At 52.6% G+C, this 24245-nt stretch carries 12 protein-coding genes; 6 read left to right on the forward strand and 6 right to left on the reverse strand.

The genetic code is table 11. The annotated features are described in order from the left end of the window. The first annotated feature begins 161 nt into the window (after window positions 1–161). Window positions 162–12209: a retention module-containing protein gene (locus L4C36_RS14215; RefSeq protein ID WP_428478459.1), complete on the forward strand. Its 12048-nt coding sequence runs from the start codon at window positions 162–164 to the stop codon at window positions 12207–12209. A gap of 65 nt (window positions 12210–12274) precedes the next feature. Beyond that, the gene (locus L4C36_RS14220) at window positions 12275–13231 is read left to right on the forward strand and encodes a SphA family protein (protein ID WP_428478460.1); all 957 of its coding nucleotides are present in this window, start codon (window positions 12275–12277) and stop codon (window positions 13229–13231) included. A 25-nt stretch (window positions 13232–13256) separates the two neighbouring features. Here L4C36_RS14220 and L4C36_RS14225 read toward each other — a convergent pair whose 3' ends face one another. Next, window positions 13257–13637: a hypothetical protein gene (locus tag L4C36_RS14225; protein WP_428478461.1), complete on the reverse strand. Its 381-nt coding sequence runs from the start codon at window positions 13635–13637 to the stop codon at window positions 13257–13259. A 203-nt stretch (window positions 13638–13840) separates the two neighbouring features. On the opposite strand from L4C36_RS14225, the gene L4C36_RS14230 reads away from it, so the two are divergent. After that, on the forward strand, window positions 13841–14359 hold the full coding sequence (locus L4C36_RS14230) for a lipocalin family protein (RefSeq protein WP_428478462.1): 519 nt from the start codon (window positions 13841–13843) through the stop codon (window positions 14357–14359). Between the two features lie 89 nt (window positions 14360–14448). Here L4C36_RS14230 and L4C36_RS14235 read toward each other — a convergent pair whose 3' ends face one another. The 3 genes from L4C36_RS14235 to dalD all read right to left on the reverse strand — a co-directional run bounded on the left by L4C36_RS14235 (window position 14449) and on the right by dalD (window position 18648). Continuing rightward, on the reverse strand, window positions 14449–15723 hold the full coding sequence (locus L4C36_RS14235; protein ID WP_428478463.1) for an MFS transporter: 1275 nt from the start codon (window positions 15721–15723) through the stop codon (window positions 14449–14451). An 84-nt stretch (window positions 15724–15807) separates the two neighbouring features. Beyond that, window positions 15808–17271, reverse strand: a complete 1464-nt coding sequence (xylB, locus tag L4C36_RS14240; RefSeq protein ID WP_428478464.1) for a xylulokinase — start codon at window positions 17269–17271, stop codon at window positions 15808–15810. Between the two features lie 9 nt (window positions 17272–17280). Further along, a complete protein-coding gene (gene dalD / locus L4C36_RS14245) occupies window positions 17281–18648 on the reverse strand; it encodes a D-arabinitol 4-dehydrogenase (protein WP_428478465.1) in 1368 nt (455 codons plus the stop codon). Between the two features lie 275 nt (window positions 18649–18923). Here dalD and L4C36_RS14250 point away from each other — a divergent pair, with 275 nt between their 5' ends. Next, a complete protein-coding gene (locus L4C36_RS14250) occupies window positions 18924–19865 on the forward strand; it encodes a sugar-binding transcriptional regulator (RefSeq protein WP_428478466.1) in 942 nt (313 codons plus the stop codon). A 125-nt stretch (window positions 19866–19990) separates the two neighbouring features. Here L4C36_RS14250 and L4C36_RS14255 read toward each other — a convergent pair whose 3' ends face one another. Both L4C36_RS14255 and L4C36_RS14260 read right to left on the reverse strand, forming a co-directional pair. Continuing rightward, window positions 19991–20329: a cytosolic protein gene (locus tag L4C36_RS14255; RefSeq protein ID WP_428478467.1), complete on the reverse strand. Its 339-nt coding sequence runs from the start codon at window positions 20327–20329 to the stop codon at window positions 19991–19993. A gap of 379 nt (window positions 20330–20708) precedes the next feature. Further along, window positions 20709–21275: a TetR/AcrR family transcriptional regulator gene (locus L4C36_RS14260; RefSeq protein WP_428478468.1), complete on the reverse strand. Its 567-nt coding sequence runs from the start codon at window positions 21273–21275 to the stop codon at window positions 20709–20711. A 312-nt stretch (window positions 21276–21587) separates the two neighbouring features. Between L4C36_RS14260 and L4C36_RS14265 the strand changes: the two genes are divergently transcribed. Next, window positions 21588–22094, forward strand: a complete 507-nt coding sequence (locus L4C36_RS14265; RefSeq protein ID WP_428478469.1) for a GNAT family N-acetyltransferase — start codon at window positions 21588–21590, stop codon at window positions 22092–22094. A gap of 523 nt (window positions 22095–22617) precedes the next feature. Next, window positions 22618–24240: a glutamate--cysteine ligase gene (gene gshA, locus L4C36_RS14270; protein ID WP_428478470.1), complete on the forward strand. Its 1623-nt coding sequence runs from the start codon at window positions 22618–22620 to the stop codon at window positions 24238–24240. The last annotated feature ends 5 nt before the right edge of the window (window positions 24241–24245 follow it).

Here is a 24245-nt window from a genome sequence, read left to right on the forward strand (position 1 = left end):
CCTGATCTTAGGTAAGGCAAGAAAAAGACAGCGTGCCGAGAATGGGAATTCTAAAAGCTGAGAACGGATTATCGGTTTTGAAAGGGGAGTTGCTGGTGAGACTACACTAAGGGGATTCACGTCTTCACACGTGTGTCATTCATCTGGTCACGAGACGCGCTATGGCTGATTTGCTTTCATCGCTCACACATACCGTTGTCGACAACAAGGATGCGTCTTCATCATCACTCACTCTGCAGGTGGAGAGCGGAGTGGTTTACCTGCCGCAACCCGATGGTCGCGTGTTGGCGGTCACGGCGCCGAACACGAGGTCGGTTGCCTCTGACCGTCCTGACCCTGAAGCAGTCCAAGCGTCGCCGTTTATTACCCTGTCCAGCGATCGCATTATCATTACAGACGCACAAGCCAAGTATGTCTTGATGGTGAATGGGGAGCCGATGCTGATGGATTGGCCGTGCCCGACCTGTGTATTGGTGGCGCCCTCTGCCCGCGAACAAGCGGCATTTGATGCGGAAGCCTTGCTGGTCAGTGAGTTGGATTCCATCCCCTATGATCTGCAAAGTGGTGCGCTGGCTGAGGTGGATCTGGACGCATTGGAAGCCTTACTGTTGGCTGGCGGTGACCCGACTGAGCTGTTAGCTGCACCGGCGGCGGGTCTACCGGGCGGTGGTGCTGGCGGAGCAGCCGGCGGCGAAACCGCCAACGGTGGCTTTGTGGTGATAGCCTATGACGGGGATGCTACGTTAGCCGAGGCCGGCTTTGATACCCAATATACGCCTGCTGCCCGTGTCAGTGATGATGACATTCCGCCCTTGTTTGCGCCTGCTGGCGGTGAAAGCGGGGCCATGCAGCTCACCGAAGGGGATTTGGACCCTAACACCTATCCGTCCGAGGCCAGTACCAGCGTCATAGTCAGTGCTGGCTCATTACCGCTCGATCCCAGTTCCATCACCTTTGCGGCCAGTGCATTACCGGCATTGCTCGCCACACTGAATCAGACCATTACCTCCAGCGGGCAGGCGGTCACGTTCACCTTTGATGCGGCCAGCAATGCCATTGTCGGCGTGTTGGCGTCTGACTCGGAGGTGGGTAATGCAGGCAGCCCTGTCGTGACGTTTTCCGTGCAAGCTGAAGGGGCAGGGCGGGATGTCACCATTACCGTGACCACCGTGCTCTCTCAACCGATTGATCACATTGGCAACGATACCCTAACCGTGGAATTGCCGCTGCAAGGCACCGATTTAGCCGGTAACCCGTTTGATACCCCAGTGTCGGTGGCGGTGAATATCTTGGATGGTTTTGATCCGCAATTGGGGACAGACACCGGTACCGTGATTGATGAGGCGGATTTCTTGGGGGTCCCCGTATCGGGAAGTATTCCGCTCGATCTCGGCAGTGACGCGATTGATACGTTTGTGTTTCGTCCCGCACAACCGGATTTAGACGGGCTGACCAGTAATGGCTTTACGACCACGGTGCTGGTCACTGGCAACCAGTTGTTGCTGGTGGACAGCCGTGGTGAGCAGGTACTCACTGTCACGATCGCGACGGATGGCAGTTATGTCGCCACCTTGTTTCAGCCCATTGACCAGCTCGTGCGCGCCAATTTAGTGCTGGAATTGGGTGTCATCGCCACCGATTTTGACGGCGACAGTGCCGAGGGCCAGTTAGTGGTGATCACCATTGATGGCAATAGCCCACCGGGAGGCGAAACCGGCGAAATCACCATCATCGAGCCGGATTTAGTCCCCAATGCCTATCCTGCCATTGGCACGGTTGTCATTGATGTCACCGCCGGTATTGACCGCCTCGATCCCGATACGGTCACCATTGATACGCAACAGTTGGCGACATTATTGGCCGAGCTGACTCGTGAAGTGGGTTCCGGTCAGCAGCCGCTTACCTTTACCTATGACTCGGCCACAGGGGTATTAATTGGCCGCTTGGCAAACGGTGATGTCGCCGTGCAGATCACCGTGGAAGCCGTACAAGGAACGAATGGGCAAGATTTGGTGGTGACCACCACATTGACGCAGTTATTACCCCTTGATCATCTTTCCGGTGGTTCAAGTGGCGGGTCCGGCAACAGCAGCGGCTTTGTACAGGTGAATGGCGAGCAAATTGTTATCACCGTACCGATACAAGCCAATGATACCGATGGGGATTTCCTTGATGATCCGGTGGTTGTTACCCTGACCATCAATGATGGCGTGATCCCTGCGTTTGGGGATGATTCCGGCGCAAGCATTACCGACCCGGATAATGTGTCAGGCAGCGGTAGTGGTGGCGAGAGTCCGCCGATCAGTTCGGCCACTGGCACGATACCGGTCGACATTGGCAGTGATGCCATCGACAGCGTGGTGTTTGTTGATAATGATGCCTTGGCGGCGGTGGTCGCGAGCCTGACCAGCAACGGCCGGCCCGTCACGTATCAGGTCGATGACAACACACTGACGCTGTTCTCACAGGAATCCGGCTCTCCCAATCCAGGCACTCCTGCACAGGCCATTCTTACGGTGACGATAGCCGAAAACGGCACCTATACCGTGGTGATGACTGATGCGTTTGATCAACCGGTCGATACCAATCAGGTGTTGTTACCTGTGACCGTGCGAGTGACCGATAACGATGGTGACAGCAGCGAAAGCCAAATCACCCTGACCTTGATTGACGGGGCGGATCCGAGCGGCGGAGAAACCGCGACAGCGCTCAATGTGGAGCCGGATCCGGCCCCTGATCCCGACGGAAACAGCAATGCCAGCGGGTATCCCAGTACCGTCTCTACCCAATGGGTGATCACAGCGGGTGCCGATCGCTTGTTGCCCGAATCCGTCACGCTCGATCCTGCCCAACTCAATGCCTTGATAGCCGATTGGCAAAACAACATCACTTCCGGTGGTCAACCTGTGACCGTCACCTTTGATGCCGCGACCGGCATGCTGAGTGTGGAACTGCAAAATGGTACGCCGGTGCTGACCATGACACTCTCTGCGACACAAGCTCTTCCTGCACAGGCGGCAGATAGCACAACCACGTCCATCAATGATGTGCAAGTCACGTTCGTGACCACGCAATTCTTGCCGCTGGATCACCTTGATATCGCCACCTCGCCGTATTTCACCAGCAATACCGATGCGATGACCTTTACTGTGCCCGTCATGGCCACCGACAGCGACGGCGATAACTTGCTGTCGGCTTCAACCGTGGCCGTCACCATCAATGATGGGGCCTTACCTGCCTTGGGCGAAGGGGCGGGCGTTACCGTTAATGAAACGCAAGATGCCAACCAAACGGTCAGTGGCACCATTGGCATTGACGTGGGCAGTGATGCGATCGCGTCTTTGTTGTTTGCAGCCGATCAGCCTGCGGTGTCTGCCACCAGTGACGGCAATGCCTTGAGCTGGGTGTCGGCGGGGGATCCGGCCGATTCAGCACTGCGCTTGGAAGACGGTGCGGGCAATGCGGTGCTGACGGTGAGCATCAATGCCAGCGGCCAGTTTGATGTGGTGTTGCTCGGCACCTTGGATCACACCGGCACCGATCCCGACTCAAACAGTATTCCGCTGCCTGTGAACGTGGTGATCACCGACAACGATGGCGATCAGGCTGCTGGTGAAATTACTGTCACTGTTACCGATGGGGATGATCCAGCGGGGGGCAATACCGTCGCGGTAGCCTTGGTGGAGCCGGATTTGGTCAATGAGGCAGGCAACAGTGATTATCCCGCTACTGCCACGCAAAGCGATGTGCTCACCGCTGGCTCGGATCGCTTACTGCCTGAGAGCGTGCAAATCACCCCAACGGAAGTCGCGGCGATCCTCGCAGAGCTGAATGCGGAAATTACCGCTGGCGGTGCGGCACTGACGTTCAGCTATGATCCGGCTAGTGGCTTGTTATCCGGTGCGTTAGCCAATGGCACAGAAGTGGTTTCCCTGACACTGACGGCGACACAAGCCAGTAATGGGCAGGATGTTGACTTGACGCTCACGTGGGAGCAACGTGCACCACTCGACCACAATATCAATGGTAACAACACCGGCTTTGTCACGGTAAATGGTGATCAAATCGTGTTGCGCCTGCCCGTACAAGCGCAGGATACGGATGGCGATGTATTGACGACGCCTGTTTCGGTGACGGCCACCAGTGTCGATGGGCCGATCCCGCAATTACTGACTGACACCGGCATTAGCGCCAACGAAACGGCGGATTTGAATGTCACCTTGAACGGCCAGATTGAAGTGAATGTCGGTAGCGATGCCGTGGCGGCCATTACGTTTGTGGTCGAACAATCGGCGTTTGAGGATCTGTTCAGTGATGGGCTACCAGTCCAAACCGAGGTTGTCGGGGGCAACACCCTGAATGGCTTTATTGAACAGAACGGCACGCGTGTGCCGGTGCTGACCGTGGTGATCACGCCTGAGGGATCGTACACCCTGACATTGCTTAACAACTTGGATCATCTCAACGGCGACACCATTACGTTACCGCTGGACGTGGTGGTGACGGACGATGACGGCGACACCAATACAGGCCAAATCACTTTGACGATCACCGATGGTGATGATCCCGCTTTCGGTGACGATTCCGGTGTGGCGCTGAATGAGGGGGATGACGGGAACGCGACAGGCAATGGCACCATTGCAGTGGTGGGCGGCAGTGATGATGTGGTGGCGGTGTTCTTCTCGCCCTCGCAGCCCAGCTTAACCGGCCTGACCAGCAACGGCTTTGCCACCTCTGTAACGGTATCCAGTGTGGGAAGCGGTGGGCAAATTACCGTGGTGCGGGCGGATCAACCGAACATTGTGGTGCTGACCATCACGATCGGCATTGATGGCAGTTACAGCGTCACGCAGTCGCAACCGTTGGACCAACCCATCGATAATCTCAATACGCTGGCACTCAATGTCACGGTGGACGATCGTGACGGCGACACCGCGCAAGGCGTGATCACCGTCACCATTACCGATGGTACTGATCCGGCGGGCGGCAACACGGCAGCGATTGCCTTTACCGAAGGGGATTTGTCACCGTCACCGCCGACCGTGGGCTATCCGGTCTCCGGCAGTAGCCAGATCACGATTGCGGCGGGCGTGGATCGTCTTAACCCTGTCACGATCGCGCTCGATCCTGTACAGATCGCCAACTTACTCAATGAATTTGCTGCCGAAGTGACCGCTGGCGGCAATGCGGTTGTCGCTACGTGGGCAACTTCACCCAATGGCAACAGCGGCGTCGGCACATTAACGCTCACGGCCACGGGAGAGGGAGGCGGCGAAGTAGTCTTGACGGCGGTACTGACGGCCACCCAAAACAGCGACGGTCAGCAGGTGGATATCACCACCGTCGTGACGCAGTTTTCGCCGTTGGATCATAATGGCACCAACGATACCGGCTTAGTACGCCAGCTCAATGACACCATTGTGTTTGATTTGCCGGTGCAAGTGCAGGATACCGATGGCGACAGCCTGACCACACCGGCGTTGATCACCACCACCATTACCGATGGGGTGGATCCGGTGATCAACGGTATTCCCCCGTTACTGGTCAAAGAAAGCGACATTGATACCGGCGGCAATTTCCATCCCGGATCCAACCCGTCCGGCACAGAACAAACCGCGTCTGGCCAGTTGTCATTCAATACCGGATCGGACGCCATCATTGCCTATCAGGTGGATGTCGCTGCCTTTAACACCGCCAATGCAGGCACGCTGACGGCGGGGGGCACGCAGGTGTTGTTGGTGTTCAACAGCGCCGCCAGTACCGCTACCTCACAGCGTTATGACGGGCAGGTCAATGGCGTGCCGATTTTCACGTTAGTGTTGCGGGCCGATGGCAGTTACACCTTCACCTTGTTGGGCGCGTTGGATCATGTGCAGCCCCAGAACGATACCCAATTGACGATGGATTTTGCGGTACAAGCGCAAGATCAGGATGGGGATTTGAGTGCGCCGGTGAATTTGCTGATCACGGTAGATGACGATGTGCCACAAACTGAAGACACAGCGTTTCCGGCGGTGGAAGAAGGCAACACTACACCAACGCTTGATGTGCTGACTGAGCGTGAGGAAGGAGCGGACGATGCCGCCGTGACCGCTGTGATCATCAATGGTGAGCGACAAACCTTAACCGGCACACCCAACCCGCAGGGCTTTTTCCCGTTCGATGTGAATCAGGACGGACAACTGTTAGGGCAGTTGTTTATTTCGCCGGAAGGGAATGTGTTTTTTACCTCGTTGCCGAATGTGGATCACGGCGGCGCCCCCATTGTGGTGAACGTGGATTTTGAGGTGACGGACGGCGATAACGACACCAGCCAAAGCACGCTGACCATCACTATTACCGATGAAGAGCCCGAGCTGGTGGTGCTGCCAGCCAATGGCGAAGAAGATCAGGGGCGGGACGCGGATGGCACGATTGCCGATCCCACCCAAGGCTTGCCGATTACTATGTCGATAGATATCGGTGACGGGGATCGAAACGAGCAAATCGGCGAGGTGTTCATTATTTTACCTGCTGAGCCGCACGGTGACTTTTATCTCAACGGCACGCTGCTCACCCCGGTGGCGGGTTCTTCGCCCGCGCAAGTCTTGATCCCCGCGACCGCCTTTACCGATCCGGATGGCGACGGTGTGTTCCAGTTGCAAGGCGTCACTTTTGTCGGGGATGAAGACTATTCCACCTTTGCCGAACCGGGTAATAAGATCGATTTTACGGTCACCGCGCAGATAATCACCGCCGATGGGGTGGATCACCCGTTGCAGTCTGGCACCTTGACCGTGGACATTCTGGGCATTGCCGATCCGCCGATTTTTGCACCTGAAACCGTGGTGTATTACGGCAACGGGGAAGAAGACGGCCCCAATATCAGCCTTGCCGAGTCCTTCCAAGCCGCGCTGAAAGATACCGACGGCTCTGAAGTGCTGACCTATTTCATCACCATCACTCAAGGGGAAGGTCAGATTGTCGGTGAGGGGATCACCGAAGTCTCGCCCGGGGTGTTTGAAGTGCCCGTGTCAGCCGCCAGCAGTGTGGCGTTGGATCCGATAGACAATTTCAGTGGCGATATTCGCCTGACACTCACTGCACAAAGCCGCGAGCAAGGCCATTTTGTGCCCGGCAATGAAACCGCGCAAACGATCGAAAACCTGCTGGTGAACGTGCTGCCCGTGGCCGATGAAGCCCAGCTTAAAGTACGTCGAGACAGTGGCTTAGAAGACGAACCTATCGCCTTGGCGCCGCTGATTACCCTGACTGAATTGGACGACACCGGTGACGATTTCGGCGTCGAAACCCTGTATGTGCGCCTGTCGGAATTACCCGCTGGCGCCACCTTGGTGCAAAACGGCACGGTACTGACACCGGACAGTAACGGGGTGTACGAAATTCTGTTTGAAGACCTCGATCAGGTGCAGCTCATTCCGGTGCCTGAAAGCAATGTGGATTTTCGCATCAAGGTCGAAGGCGTGGTGAAAGACGTGGTTGATATCACGCTGGAAGACGGCAGTACCCAAACCGTGGAAGATGAGTTTGTGACGGCAGCACAGTTCATCGAAATCGCTTTAACCGGGGTAGTCGACGAGCCGGATTTTGAAGTCGATGGCACCAATTGGGCGGTGGTAAGCGGGGCGTCACCGCCTGCGTTGGAAACCACCATCAAAGAAGATGGCGATGCGGTGCTGGATTTCACTTTGGTCTCGGGCGAAAAGGTCAATGCGCCGTTGGATGAATCCGAAACCCTGACGTTTGTGATTTCCAATATTCCGGAAGGCACCCGTATTTTCGATGCGGAAGGCAATGAGCAAACCTTGGTGTTTGTCGGCTTTGATCCGGCCACCGGCTTGCCGCGCTATGAAGTCAAACTCAGCGGTGAAGACATTGGCAGCCCGGGACAACCGGTCGCCATTACCATTCGTCCACCGGAAAACAGCACGCAAGATATCGTGTTGGATGCCAATGTGATCGTGACCGAGAACGATGGCGATCAGGGTGAATTTGAATTGCAGTTGATCATCAAGATTGAGCCAGTGGTGGATGTGGAAGACTATTCGCGCCAGAGTAACGGGCTGGAAGATCAATTCATTACCCTCAATTGGCAGCCGACCCTTACCGACAGCAAAGAAGTCATTACTGGCCTGACGGTGGGTAATATTCAGCCGGGTTATCAGCTGCGGATCAATGATGGCGGCACAATTACCCCGCTGGTGGTGGACGGCAGCGGCTCAGTGGTGATTGATGCGGCGCAGTTGGCCCAATTGTTGGCGGGCGCGCAACTGCAATTGCTGGCGCCGGAAGATTCGGATCTCAACCTTACGGGGCCGACGGCGATCACCACGCAGGTGACAGTAGAAGAGAACGATGTGGACTCGCCTGCGTCAGATACTAAGGTGGTAAACGGGACGTTGAGCGTCATCATCCGCGCGGTGGTAGAGCCGGATGCCGAACTGGGCGTGCAAATCATCAATGACCAAGGTCAGCCGGAGTTTGTTGAGAGCATTGTCTCGACCGATGGTAACCTGGATTTGACCGGTGCGGCAGGCTCTGACGGTCAGATTGTGTTTGAAGATCTCGACCCGAGCAGTGATGAAGTCATTCAGTCGATTGTCATTACCTTTCCGGATCCGTCTATCGATTTTGTCGTCATCGGCGGTATTAACAATGGTGACGGCAGCTGGACGGTGCCGCAAGGCAGTCTCGATACGATTCAGATCTTAGCGCCGCAAGGCTTTGAAGGCACCGTTGACGTGGCGTTAGCCGCTGAAGTGCAAGATCGCAGTGACGATACCGAGCCGAGTGTCGTGGTGGTGGTCAACAGTACCTTGACGATTGATTTTCAGGGGGATGCACTGAATCTGGATGTGGCGGCGTCGATTGTGGTGCAGCAGGATGTGATCCTTACGGGTACAGAAGATAACGCCGTCAATTTAGCCAATTATTTGAATGGCATTGTGTCGCTGGATACGTCTGGTAACGATCAGCTTAATGATGAATTCTCACTGGTGATCAGCGCAGCCAGTTTGCCATCTGGCGCGTCGATTTCCGGTATGGATTTCAATTTCGTCACCAATGAATACGTCCTGAAACTGGCCGTGCCCACAGACGGTGCGATTGATTTTTCCGGTATCACGCTCAACCTGCCGCAAGATTTTGCCGGTGATTTTCTGCTGGATGTGAAATACGTCAATACCGATATTTCCAGCGGGGATGTAAAAGAAGTGACCGACACCATTGAGGTGCGCATTGATCCGGTGGTGGATGTGCCGAGTCGCACGGGCGATCCCAACCGGGCACCGGAAATCGGCCTGACCGTGGTGGAAACCCAAGGCTTGGATGCGGATCGCCAACCGATTGAAGGCGATACCCCACAGGTGATTTACCCCGATATTGCTTATGAAGACGGCATCATCATTTTGGATGTCACCGCCAGCGTGGCCGACATTAGCACCACAACCTTAGCGGGGCTGGAAACCATTTCGCAAGCGGTGTTGACGGTGGGCAGTCAGGGCGGCACTTTCCTCACCGTCGATGGTACCCCTGTGACCACCTTGACCATCACCGATCCCAGCCAGTTGGCAGATATTCGATATCGGCCACCGGAAGATTTCAGTGGCGATATTGAACTGGGGGTCGCACTGACCATTGTTGATACCGCCGAGTACGATCAAACCCCGGGCGCGGTCACGCAAACCGATACCGCGACCTTTGACGGCAGCATCAGCTTTGAGGTGATTGCGGTCAATGATGAGGTCAGTTTTGTGGGTATCGACACGCCCATCGTAGGCGACGAAGACAGCGGGCCGATCAGCTTTAGCGGCATTCGCGGTGAAGTGGTAGATGTGGATGGCTCCGAGTCGATACTGTCGCTGAAAATCGTCAATGTGCCGGAAGGTTTCATCATAGATGGTGCGGCTAATAACGGCGGCGGCGAGTGGAGTGTGTCGGTGCCTGCGGGCAGCAGTTCGTTTGATTTGGCGGGACTAGGGCTGATTTCACCTAAAGATTTCAGTGGTTCGGTAGAGCTGGGCATTGTGGTGTTTTCCAAAGAAGACAGTTTGGAGTTGCCGGAAGAAAACAGCGCGACGTTTACGGTGCAAGTGAATCCGATCGCCGACGGGGTGGATACCGACATTACGCCGACGGCCTCGGGCACCGAAGATCAGGCCATTGAACTGGTGCTCAATATTGAAGCGCTGGATGATGCCAACAGCTACACCGGCACAGCGGGCAATGTGACAGAGAACCCGCCAGAGACTTTGCAGGTAGAAATCAGCAACGTGCCGGATTCCAGCCAAATTGCCTTGCCTGCTGGCGTGACGGGGACGGCCGTGAACCAAGGGGGCGGCGTGTGGCTGGTGACGGTCGAGGCCTCGCAACTGGCTTCACTGACCTTTATTCCGGGCAACGCCAACAGCAATAACTGGAACGGGGAACTGAACTTGGCGATTCGGGCGGTGGACAACGGCAATGTGGCGACCGATGCATTAGCGGTGTTTCAGACCATCACGCTAGACATTGAAGCGGTGAATGATGCGCCGGTGAATACGGTGCCAGCCTCATTAACCACGGACGAAGATGCGGTATTGCTGATTAACACCCTGCGCATCAGCGATGTGGATGTGGACGAGGTGTCGGTCGGTACCATGACGGTCACGCTGGTGGTCAACAACGGTGTGCTGTCGGTGCCTTCGGGTGCTCCGACGACAGGTATCACCGTCACAGGAGACGGCACAGGCACCTTGGTACTGGAAGGATCACTGGCGAACCTCACTACCTTGCTGACGGCGGGGGTAAATTATCAACCCAACGCCAATTTTAATGGCAGCGACACCCTGCAAATGACCACCAATGACCAAGGCAATACCGGCATCGGTGGCCCCTTAGAAGACAGCGATAGCGTGCCGATCACCGTCAACCCGGTTAATGACGCACCGGTGCTGCCGACCATTGGCGATCAAACCGTGGAAGAAGACACCGCCTTGGTGATCACTGGTTTGAGCGTGAGTGACGTGGACTTTAACGAAGCGGGCAGCACCGGCGTGATGACCGTGACCTTGAGTGCCAACAACGGCACGTTAACCGTCAGCGATACCACGGGCGTGACCATTACCGATAACGGCAGCGGCAACGTGACACTGAGTGGCGATTTGGCTGCGATTAACACTTTGCTCGCCAGCGGAGTGACGTATCAGGGCGCGCCGGATTTCAAAGGGGACGACGTGATCACCGTGGTCGCCAATGATAACGGCAACGTGGGTTCCGGCGGGCCGCAGCAAGCAACCACCACCATCAATGTGACCGTGACGCCCAAACCGGAACCGCCGACACTGGAGCTGACGGTGCTACAAATGGCCGATACCCGCGCGGCGCTGGGGGTATTGGTGCCGCTGTTGGGCTTGGCCGTCACGGCAGCCGATGCGGATGAAACCTTGCTGGTGGAAGTGCGGGACTTGGGCGCAGGCCGTTTGGTCAATGCCAGCGGCAATGAGGTGGGCACAGACTTGGGCGGCGGCAGTTGGCAAGTGCCTGTTGCGCAGTTGGATGATCTGTTCATTGCCAATTTGCCCCAAGGCAGCAATCCGCTCACCGTGGTGGCGATTTCGCAGGAAAGTGACGGCAGTCAGGCCGAATCGACCGCGTTAATTATCAATGTGCGGATGGATAACCTGGCCGAGACGGGCAACGCGGTGGGCGAGGGGGATTCCGACGGCGACAATTTGGTGATTGGTGCAGACGGCAACGAACGGCTGTTTGGTGGCTTGGGCGATGACATTCTGGTGGGCGGCGCAGGCAGCGATCAACTGTTTGGTGGGGCGGGTAACGATACCTTGTGGGGCGGTACCCGCAATGGCACCGGAGACGGCGTGGCCGATACCTTTGTGTGGCAGGCGGGCGATGTGGGCGGCGCAGGCACCAGCGTGACCGACACCGTCAAAGACATGGAAGTGGGGCTGGATCAGCTCAATATCGCCGAAATTTTACCGGATGACGGCAGCAGCGATTTAGATCGCCTGCTCGATAACATCACCGCCAGCGTCGAGAGCACAGACAGCTTACGGTTGGATCTCACCACCGTCAGCGGCGGCAACCCATCGGGTACACAGGGTATTGTGTTAGAAAACGTGGATGTTGCCGGTTTGGGCTTGGAGGCGGGCTCGTCCTCGGCCGATATTATCAATCAACTCTTTACGAGCAATGTGTTCATTGTCGACTAACCTACACAGTGTCTATTTTGTAATCAGTTAATAGCGGTGCAACGGTGAAGCGTGAGGGAGCGGGAATGACAGAGCAAGATCATAAAGGGCGAGCATGGCGCTACCGTTTGTCAGGGGTGACACTGGGAATGTGTTTGTTGAGTCTCATGCCAGTGAAGGCCGCCGAGGGCGTGAGCGATCTGCTGCGATGGCGATTATCAAGCGAGATTACGGTGCCGAAGACGCCGGCATGGCAAGTACGGTTGGAGGCCATTGATTATCAAGGCGAAATGATGCATGCCGACGGTCATTCTATCACGACGCAGGCGGATGTGTTTGCACTGGGCGCAACATGGCGGCCAGATTGGACATTACCCGAGCGTTGGTCGTATGCCATGGCAGTGCGGTTACCCTATGTGGTGATGAGCAGAGAAGTGCAGGGCGCTGCTGCGATGGACAAAGCAAAAGGCAGTGCAAAAGATCGCGCGGATGGCGTGGGCGATATGGTGCTGACCCCCGCGATGTTTGCGTATGCTGTGTCTGACCATTGGCAAACAAACTTACAGTTGTCGGTGTATGCCCCGACCGGCCATTATGACGCCGATAGGCTCGCTAATACGGGCACAAATTATTGGAGTGTCGAACCCTTGTTGGCACTGAGTTACCATCAACCTGTCACTGGCCAGGCGTTTAACATACATGCCAGTTTGGGGTTTAACGCCCCCAATTCCGCCACCGATTATGACAGCGGCGATGTTGCCCGCCTGAGCGCTACGTTTGTGCAGCATGCCTTGTTGCTGGGGGGGCTTACCGGTATTGGTCTAACGGGTGAGGCGTTCCAGCAAATCACGGATGACAGTGGCCGAGGCGCAACCGCAGACACAGACAAAGCGCGCAGCCTTGCGATTGGGCCGGTGTTGAGCTATCAAACACAGCTGGACAACCGCCTGTTGCTCGTAGAGTTTTCGTGGCGGCATGAGTTCCGCAGTGCCAATACGACAGAAGGCGAAAATGTCGCGGTGCGCTTTCAGCTTGAACATTGAGTTAGACCGTACGTGAGCGAATACGTTAACGTCCTATGACCCCCTTCATGCGTTGCCATAAAGACAGCGGCTGATTAGCTTGCCTGACTTTCTCGATGTGCCTATCTTGCGCTATCTCGTCAGCAAACAGGCTTTGCAGTTCATCAAACGCTTCTTCCGCCGTTTTGTGCGAGAGCGAGATAGCATGGGGAAGGTGGCGAGAACAATAATACCGATAGCCACTCGGCTCATTCAGTCTGAATGCACCAGTATCAGCATCAACCTCATTAACGGCTTGATAGTCTTTGAATTTGACGAACTCTCCCGCGCATCCCGGCGGTTCATCATGGTAGCCCGTGTGGCAAAGACAGCAGACAGGGGGGATCATGGTTTTTTCGTACTTCGATAAGTTGAGTGTCACGATCACTATCATATCCGATGGTGCGACAGTATTGCCTGATATGGCTTATCTATTGTGTGTCGCATTTATGATTGATAAATAAAGGTAGATCTCGCAGATGAGCGAGCTTTTATCTAACTGATAAAACTATACTTATCTGATAGGTTATGGTGTGATGTTGCCATGATGTAAATGCCTGATTGTTTGGGCTTTCAACACAAGGATGTCGTATGAAAAAGCTTTTCTTCTTGTTCAGTCTGCTGTGGCTCACGGGGTGTACCGGTATGCCGGACACCGTCACGCCCGTGTCCAATTTTGAGCTCAACCGCTACTTGGGCAAGTGGTATGAAATTGCCCGTTTAGATCACTCTTTTGAGCGTGGGTTAACCCAAGTCACCGCAGAATACAGCCTGCGTGATGACGGTGGTGTTCGGGTCATTAACCGAGGCTTCTCGGCAGAAGAAAATGCCTGGCAGCAAGCTGAAGGCAAAGCCTATTTCGTTAATGGTGCCGATGAAGGCTACCTAAAAGTCTCGTTCTTTGGCCCTTTCTATGGCGCGTATGTGGTGTTTGAACTTGACCACGAAGGCTACCAATACGCCTTTGTTTCAGGCCCTTCTACCGAGTACCTGTGGCTACTCGCGCGCACCCCAACGGTTGATCCAACTGTGATGGAAAAATTTGTCTCGATGGCAAAAGCACGCGGCTTTGATACCGATGCATTGATCGTGGTGAAGCAAGGGGAGTGAGTATGCGATGATGCTAATGCGTGAGAGATAGTTAAGAAAAACCGCCAATGCTGGCGGTTTTTTTATGATCATTGATCGTTGAAACGCGATTAGGACGACAGCGCAACTTGTGGTTCTGCTTCTGTGGTGTCAAACCCTGGTTGTTTAACTTGAATGAAAAAGGTTAAGACAAAAGCAACGAGGTAAAGCACGGTATAAGCAATAACGACCCCGATGGTGCTGAAATGCGGTAGCAAGACGACGGCAATGGCAGGAGCCAAGAAATTAGACAGGCCAGCCGACAAGTTATAGACCGAAATCGCGGCGCCTTTATGGTTTGGCTCGAGGGCAGGAAAGACCGCTGCCATAGGCACAAAGGCCGCCACAAAGATACCCAGCGCAATAGCCGGTATCAATGCCATGGCGAAGTTATCGCCAAAGTGCTGTGGGATGTAATAGAACGCCAAGCTTGATAGCGCCATACCGATACAACCAAACCAGCGCACCACTTTTATCCAGCCCATCTTCTCGCCCACAATTCCCCAGAACACATTGGAAAAAATCGTCGCAAAGAAGAATACCGCCCAGATTTGCAACCATTCGGAAGTGGTGAAACCCAGTTCATCGACAAACATCATGGGCATGATCACGGCAAAGCCAAACAGCGAAAGGGTATTGATGATGCGGATGAAGCTCGACATCAAAATATTGCGGTTGGTATAGAGGAGTGTCACGGCACGACTTAATTCCGTGAATTTTTCTTTGGTGGTTAATGATTGCATGTGGGTCGGTGTTTTAACATTGCGCAGTGCGATCATCGCAATCAGGCCACCTGCCGCACAGAATGCCAGTGATAACCATAGGGTGCCCATTTCCCCCAACATAGGAATCGTGAAGCTCGGAATGTAGCTGCCCGCGACGCCAATTCCGATGGAGTAAACGGTCCAGAACCAGCCCAGTGCAGAGCTGACTTTGTCGCTGGGTACATTGTGAATGATGACCACAATGAACGAGTATAAAAATAGAGGGTAGGCTAAGCCGCGTAGCCCATAAAAAAGCAGGATCATGGCGTAATCAGCCCCGCCAAGGCCGAAGATTAAAAAAAGCACATGGAATAGGCACCACAGTGCAACACCTATTTTCATGGTTTTCTGTGGGGTAATGATTTCTGCCACAACGCCAGAGACCCACGCCGCTAATGCCGCCGCCAAACCATAGAGTGTGAATGCCATGGAGGCTTGTGCAGGGGTGAATCCCAATTCGGTGATATAGCGAGACAGAAAGGCGAGTTCAAAGCCATCACCAGTCATAAAGATGGCAATAGCAATATAGCCCCAGATGAGATTGAGTGGCAATCCGAGCCATTGTTTATTGGTCTTTTCCATTGTATTTCTCGATGTGTAGGGTGAGAAAGTACGGGTACCTGTCTCTCTTTATTTCTATCCAGATACCCGATTGATGTCGGTTGTTTAGCCGTTTCGTCGTGCGAGATCGGTTCGGTAAAGAGTTTGGAATGTGTGATATCGCGATTGCAGTGTGTCTTGTGCACTTAGGCTGCTTTCATGAATGTTATGGATGTCAGGCTTATGGCAGACGTCAGCTTCACTTTTTCCTGTGGCGAGGCAGGCCAAACGTGCCGCCCCTAATGCGCCGCCGGTTTCACCGCCTTTATGGGTGACGATGTGTACCTGAAGGATGTCAGCTAAAAGCTGCGCCCAGAATGCACTGCGTGCCCCGCCACCGACCAATGAACATTGTGTGATTTCAGTCCCGCTGGCCTTCAAGGCATGGAGCCCATCGGCAATGCCAAATCCCACGCCTTCTATGACGGCATACCCCAATATCGCCCGATTGGCATGGTGAGTTAAGCCATGGAAAGCGCCTGTTGCATTGGGATCATTATGCGGTGTCCGCTCCCCCGATAAATAAGGCAGAAACAAGGGTGCCGAGGCTTTCTGTTCTGGTGTTAATTGCTCAATTTCCGTGAGCAAATCAGCTTCCGAAACGCCAATAATGCGGCAGTACCATTGCAAACAACTGGCGGCACTGAGCATGACACTCATCTGGTGCCAGCGGTTGGGTAACGCATGACAAAACGTATGTACAGCGGACTCAGGTGCAGGTTGATAGCACTCATTCACTACAAAGAGCACGCCTGATGTGCCTAATGAAATAAAGGCATCGCCCGGATGAATTGCCCCCACACCAATGGCACTAACGGCATTATCACCGCCACCACCGGCAACGATAACCGATGTGTTCAGTCCCCAAGCCGCCGCGATATCTGCCGACAAGGTTGCAGAGGCGTCACTGCCTTCCACAAGGGTTGGCATGTGTGATCGGTTCAAGCCGCATTTATCAAGCACATCGTCTGACCAATCGCGTCGTTCGACATCCAGCCATAAGGTGCCAGCAGAATCCGACATGTCAGAGATTTTTTGTCCCGTCATTTTGAAGCGTAGGTAATCTTTCGGGAGTAATACCGTGCTTGTTTGGGCAAAAATCGCCGGTTCATGTTCTTTGACCCAAAGCAGTTTTGGCGCCGTAAAACCGGGCATCGCCAAGTTGCCAGTGATGGCAGGCAACATGGGGGCCATCTGCTCTAAAACATGGCATTCGGCATGGCTACGCGTGTCATTCCATAAAATTGCAGGACGTAAGACATGGTCATTGTCTCCCAGCAAGACAGCGCCGTGCATTTGCCCGGATAGCCCAATACTTTTGATGGTTGACCAGTGTTCCCCACATTGTGCACGTAAGGTATTGATGAGTGTATTTGTCGCGTCCCACCATGCTTCCGGTGCTTGTTCTGACCAATGAGGATGCGGTCGTTGAATCGTCAACGGCACACTGTGGCTAGTGACGGTGTGTCCTTGCTCATCAATGACCAAGGCTTTTATTTCTGATGTCCCTAAATCAATCCCTAAATACATGATGATCCCTTATTTGACGAGGTTGTAAGCGGCGTGAATTTTGTTACGCAGCAATGATTCAAAATCAGGATTGCTCGCCAGTTCGCCAAAGAGTGCCGCATTGGATGCATATTCATGAATAGGGTCAGCAGCATTGAACATGTCATGCACAGCTTGCGCATCCAGAATGCCATCTTGGTAGGTGTAAGGCAGTTCACCAAAATGCCAGCGTTCCATATACACATAGAAGACCGCAGGGAACATGGCTGTCGCATGCGGGGTCGCGCCGCGCTGATAACACTCAATGAGGGTCGGTGTGATCATCGCAGGGATCTTCGAAAAACCATCGGCGGCAACACGCTGATTGGTGTCTTCGATATAAGGGTTGGTAAAGCGTTCAAGCACAACGTCCCTGTAAGTTGGCAAATCAATACCGTTTTCCCCCAAACAAGGCAGCACATCTTGGGTCGCATAATCATGGGCAATACGGTAGATGACTTCGTCGAGGGTACTTTCATGAATAAATTGGTAGCCCAACAAGGTACCCAACCACGCAATGCAAGCATGTGGGGCATTTAACAGGCGAATTTTGGCTTCTTCGTAAGGAATTACAGAGTCGACCATTTCAACGCCGACGTTTTCCAACGGAGGGCGTACGTCTGCGAATGCATCTTCAACCACCCATTGAATAAAGGTTTCACCCATTACCGGTGCGTTATCAGTGATGCCGGTTTTTTCTTTGATGCGCGCCGGCAGATCGGCAGTAGGGCGCGGGGTAATACGATCAACCATCGTGTTAGGGCTAGCAACGTGCTGGCTCACCCACGTTAAGAGTTCGTTGTTTCCTTGTCGTGTCAGAAACTCCACTAATCCCGCGTAAAAACGCTCGCCGTTATGGCGAAGGTTATCGCAGTTCAACAGCGTCACAGCACCGGATTGTTGCTGCATACGTAAGTGAAGGATCTTAGCAATCGTGCCGTAGATCGTTTGGTGATCGCCAGCCAGATCCGCTTGAATGGCGGTGTGCTGCGTATCCAAACGGTATTGGGTATCGAGGTAGTAGCCGCCTTCAGTGACAGTAAATGCGATCACTTTGGTCGTTGCTTTGGCCCCTTCATGGATCAGAGGGGAGAGATCTGGCTGCCAAGGCAAAATTTTTGAAATGGCATTGATCGTCTCATAGGTGCATTCGCCTTTAGGGCTGATGGTTTCCAGCACATATTGCCCACCTTGCTGCGCCAGTGTCTGCGCGACCTCTTCAGCATCATTACGAATATTACCCGCCGCGATTGTCCAAGCCGTATCGCCAGTTTTTATTAACTGATCTAAGTACCAAGCCTGATGTGCACGGTGGAAAGAGCCAAGACCAATATGGAGCCAAGTGTAGGGAGTGTTCATGTGAAGTCCTCATTCATTGTCGTTGTTGCGGCTCATACTAATAGATCATTTGACCAATAAAAGAGTATTTGATCACAAAAGAGTAAATGATATTAATTTGGTCATTTGTTCCTTGTTGTTCACATTCTTGTTATTGTGTGGCCTCGAAAGGGAAAATGGCGCCAGAAATGGCCATGCATAGTGATTGCGAGCCTGACGAATTAAAGCGACAATTGTTGATGCTCTTGCTGTCTAGCGAGGGTGGGTATTTAAGTCATGACAGCAAGAGGTAGTGAGTGAGCGAAAGTTACGCAAAGTCTGAATTTATGATCCGTGCGGCTTGGATGTATTACATTGGGGGTCAAAATCAGAATGAAATCGCCGCTGAATTAGGGGTCTCTCGACCAGTAGTACAACGACTCATTGCTGCCGCTAAGGATGAAGGGGTGATCACGGTAGGTATCCATCACCCGATTGCGACATGTCTTGATTACGCTGAGTTAATAAAAGCCAAATACCAGCTTACACATTGCCTTGTTGTACCAGCCAGTCGAGAAGAGGACATGGTCCGTAATGTCGCGTTTGGCGGCGCACAAATGATGGCGCAATGTGTTGGGATCAATGCTGTCCACAGTATCGGGATTGGTTCGGGGATGACCCTGAAAAAAGCCGTGGAACATTTTCAACCCACCGCTGACACGGCGATGCAGTGCGTGGCACTGATCAGCGCGATGGCGATGGATGGACAGTGTAACTATTATGATGATGTGCCGTTAATCTTAGCCCGTCGAGTGAAAGCCAAATACTATCAATGGCCCGCTCCGCGCTATTCCCGCAGCCTTGAAGATCACGCTTTGTGGTGTGACAACGCGTTGTACCATAACGTTACAGCGAAAGCGGATGCGTCGGATGTGATTTTTGTGGGGGTCGGTGCTCTCGGTGAGGACAGCCCTATCATCAAGGATGGCTTTATCTCTCGCGAACAAGGCGATGCGTTGTTACAAGCAGGAGCCGCAGGGGAGATTTTAGGGCGATTTATTGACACACAAGGGCAAGTCGTTAACCATGAAATTAACGATCGTATTACGAGCTATGATATTCGCCGCTGTTCTAATGCCAGAATTTTGGTAGCAGGAGGGCGTGAAAAGCAGGTGCCAACGTTGAGTGCCTTGCGTGGCGGGTGGGTCAATGGCCTCGTCATTGATGAAGATAATGCTAAGTGGCTACTTACGCAGTAGCTTTCTTACTCACTCGCTTTCTGTCCAGTATCGGCGGCCATCACTGCACAGTGATAGTCGCCATCTCATTTTGATCGAAGAACTGACTCCATTCAATTCACCGACTTCAACGAACTAAATAATTTTCAGTCCATTCGGGTAATAAAGGTTTGCTCGTCATCCACAAATGCCACAAAGCCGCCGTGATAGATAAACACTCGACCACGCCCCTCAACAATGCAGGCAAGCTGTGGGTTCAAATCTTCTTCGATATCTTTGCTTTGAAATGTGCCGGTATCGGTGATGACGCCGCTGAGTGAAGGCAAATATCCATACGTGCGCTTGGCTTGATCTATCAGGCTCAACTCGCTGGTGGTAGAGAAGCAAGCGGGGATTGCACCAGCGTCTTCGATAAATAGTGTTTTTAGTTCTTCAAAAGCAGTAATGACTAGCCAGTCGATGCCGTTAACGTGATGGATAAACATAGGTGTTTCTCGATAATTCTGATGCGGAAAGTGTATCACTATCAGGGAGAGTCGTAGAGATTTAGCGGCTAAAGGCGGTGATTCTGCGCCAGTTTCAGATGCTTACGAGGCTAGCTTGAAACACGTTTTTGTCCGGTGACGAGTTAGGGTGATCTGCTCGATTCACCTTTGCTCCATTCTGTGTTTCATCGAAATAATTCATTAATGCAATGATGTATTATATGAATTATTTTTCTTATAACACTTTTTCAATCACTGGTTAGAAGCGTGGTGATTTGGCTAGATAACGTACAGGCCCCATTTTTTAGTTAGAAAAATTGAGGGTGTTTGCTTTCTCTACATCATCAAAAAAATGGGATATCACTCTATCGATTTTGACTCAAAGATCAAACAATAACAGCTGTTTTTGAATAAATCGGTCTTTGATTTCCGTTAGCGGATAATCGTCTTTAGCAAATAAATAGTTCAGAGCAATACCGTCAATCTCTGCAATAATCGAATGACTATCAACTTGAGGTTCCGACGCTGGGATTTCAACCAAAATATCGACAAACGAATCCATCATTAGCTGATAACGCTCTTCAAACAGATCTTTCAACAGCTCTCTTGTCGCTGGCTGACATAAAATTTGAAAATCTAACAGATAATACAACTTATGCTCTGGAGAGACCATTGAGGTGAAAATCGCTTCAAGGTAGTTGACCAATTTTTCTTTAGGGCTTAATACCTTACTGTTAGCAAGACTCCCGTCACTCACTTCATTCACGATCTCTGCCATACGCATAAAGACTTCTTTGAGTAGGCCCTCTTTATTTTTAAAGTGGTGGAAAACCAAACCTTTTGAAACCTCAGAATGCTCACAAATCGTGGACACTGAGGTTTTTTCATACCCTATGGTGCCAAATAACTCGATTGCAGACTCAATGATTTGTTTTTTCTTATCCATATTTCTTACCCATAGAAGTATATGATCTTCTTAAAACTGACTGATTGGTCAGCTATGTAGGCGCACTATATCGGGGACATTATTTGAATTCAACTCTCATTTAAATAGTTCTGTTCTCGTAAGGATTGATCTCTTGTTCGTTAGGGTAATCTCATCGAAAAAGTTTGACATCTCTTTCACCGCTCAATATTATCCGCTCCACCAAGCTGACCGACCGGTCAGTCAATAAGGTGAAAATGCTTATTCCCTTGTCCGAAAAGGGAATAGAAATAAGGCAAAAATCACTTTACGAAATAAAAGAGGAGAATAAAAATGAAAACACCTTACGAAATTCAATATGAAACATTCGCAGTAGCAGGCGGTCTCTATAATGAAGGGCACGCTAAATTATACGCAAAGTTTGCAGACGATCTTATTGCTGATGGTAGTTACTCCATCGTTTACGAAGGTATAGCACACGCATGTTATACCCCAATTACCATCGATGCAGCGCCACATTTGAAGTGTTACGTGGTTGCGCCTTTAGCGGTACTTCCAGAATATCAGCGCCAAGGCTACGCCACTCGTCTGATGGAAAAAGCGGAACAAGAGCTTAAACCAGACGTGGTATTTATCATGGGCGAGGTTCACCACTATGCTCGACGTTACAACACACCACATAAAGTTGGTTTGCCTGTTGAGACATTAGCACCATTAGAGAATTGGTTTGCATTAGAGTTAACTAAAGGCGCACTTGACGGCGTTGGTGAGTCAACGTCAAGTATGACTGGTCCTTATACTGCCCCTCATATCTGGGCGCACCCTAGCGAACAAGCTTAAGCGGCTACAACTCTTAGCTGATACAGATTAGCGTTCTTATGTCCTACTTGAGTCACTTTAAGTAGGACATTTGTAGTCGCCTACAAAAATTGGTCACTCATTTTGTTGTGGTCAACCATTTCCGGAAAGTAAATTAGCAAAGCCACTGACACACTTTTGTCCAATAGCGAGTTACGATATTACCGTTATCTTCATCCTGCTATTCAATAGGTACAGTAGAACGTCATCACACGGCAATGATCACATGCCAGCGTTACCCCAAACGGTGCTTATCACCGACACTCCCGATCAAATCCATGAAAAAGTCGTGGACTCACGTTCTCTGGAAAAATAGCGTTCCACAGCACCGTTCTTGCTCTTCCGCTCCTCCTCGTCCCTGCTTCTATAACTTTTTCATCTTTTCTTTCGTCTTTTTCCGTCCCCATACGTCTTACAGACATTGAACACCACCACAAACAGCGATGGGGCCAGCAATCGGGCTTGGTTCTCATCGCTGTTTGCGTGAAGAGCGAAGAAAAAGAACATGCAACAAGCAATCATTCCTGATGCGCCGGTCGCGGCGACTGTGTCTCTAACAGCGTCAGCACCCGTTACTCTTACAGCGGATTTGGCCGCCACCCTGACAGGTATTCGTCGTGGGATTGAAAAAGAAGGGATCCGCGCCACGGCTGCGGCAACATTGTCTGCCCAGCCACACCCACAGGCGCTGGGGGCGGCGTTAACGCACCCGTATATCACCACCGATTTTGCCGAAGCGCAGTTGGAGTTAATCACCCCGGCAGAAACCGACAAGAAGAAAACGTTCGCGTTTCTGGCTGCCTTGCATCACACCGTGGCGAAACAATTGCCAGAAGGGGAGGTGTTATGGGGCGCGAGTTTCCCGCCGCGCTTGCCGGAAGAGTCGGCGATCACCATTGCCGATTATGGCCAGTCCAACGCAGGGCGGTTGAAAAAGCTGTACCGTCAGGGCCTGGCGAACCGTTATGGCCGCCGCATGCAGACCGTGTCGGGCATTCACTATAACTTCTCGTTGCCAGAGGCGTTCTGGCAGCAGCTGCATCAGCAAACGGGCAGTGAACTGCCGTTATCGGCGTTTATTTCCAGCCGATATTTCCACCTTATCCGTAACGTACTGCGTCATGGCTGGGTGGTGCCGTATTTGTTTGGTGCATCACCAGCATTGGACAGCAGCTACTTGGCTGGGCGTGAACACCCGTTGCAGACGTTAGATGACGAGACGTTTTATTTGCCGTGGGCAACCTCATTGCGTTTGAGCAATCTGGGCTACGGCAGCAGCGAGCAGTCGCAGCATGCGATCAGCTACAACAACAAAGAAGCATATCTGAACGATTTGTACCGTCTGCTGACCCTACAAAGTGACGGCTATGCGGGTATTGATGCGGGCGAGCAGGTGAATACGTCTGTCCTGCAAATGGAAAATGAGCTGTACGGCGCGATTCGTCCGAAAATCGTGAGTGAAGACTTACGTCCGTTGTACGCTATGTGCCGCAAAGGGGTGGAATACGTTGAGCTGCGCAGTGTGGACAACAACCCGTACCTGCCGCTGGGACTGGATGAAACGCAAAGTCACTTCCTCGATGTGTTCTTAACCTATTGTGCGCTGGCACCGAGTCCGGAATTGTTGCCAGAAGAAATGGCGATCATCCAGTTGCGTCAGGAGTTAGTCGCGACAGAAGGGCGCAAGCCGGGATTGATGTTGCCAACATTAGACGGCGCGCAACCCTTGGTGGCAATGGGTGAGTCACTGCTTGCGGCCATGCAGCCATTGGCTGCCGCACTCGACAGTGCTTTCGGTATTCGTGCTTACGGCATGCCAGAAGCCGGTTATCAAAGCAGCCTGCAACGTCAGCAAGATAAGTTTGCAGACAGTACGCTGACCCCGTCGGCACAACTGTTGGCAGATCTTCAGCGTCATGGTGTAAGCTATCGCACTTTTGTGTTGCAGTTGGCTCAGCAGCATCACACCTTTTTGCAGCATATTGCCGTAGAAACGGACGATGTTGTGCAATTACAGGCTTTGGCCATCTCATCCATTGCGGCGCAGCAACAAAAAGAAGCGCAAGACACCTTGAGCTTTGACGATTTCTTGCGAGAGAAAAACACCCTATCTAGCACCTGTGAGTAACCTCC

Origin of the sequence: Photobacterium japonica, from assembly GCF_050337005.1 — a bacterium.
Lineage (GTDB): Bacteria > Pseudomonadota > Gammaproteobacteria > Enterobacterales > Vibrionaceae > Photobacterium > Photobacterium japonica.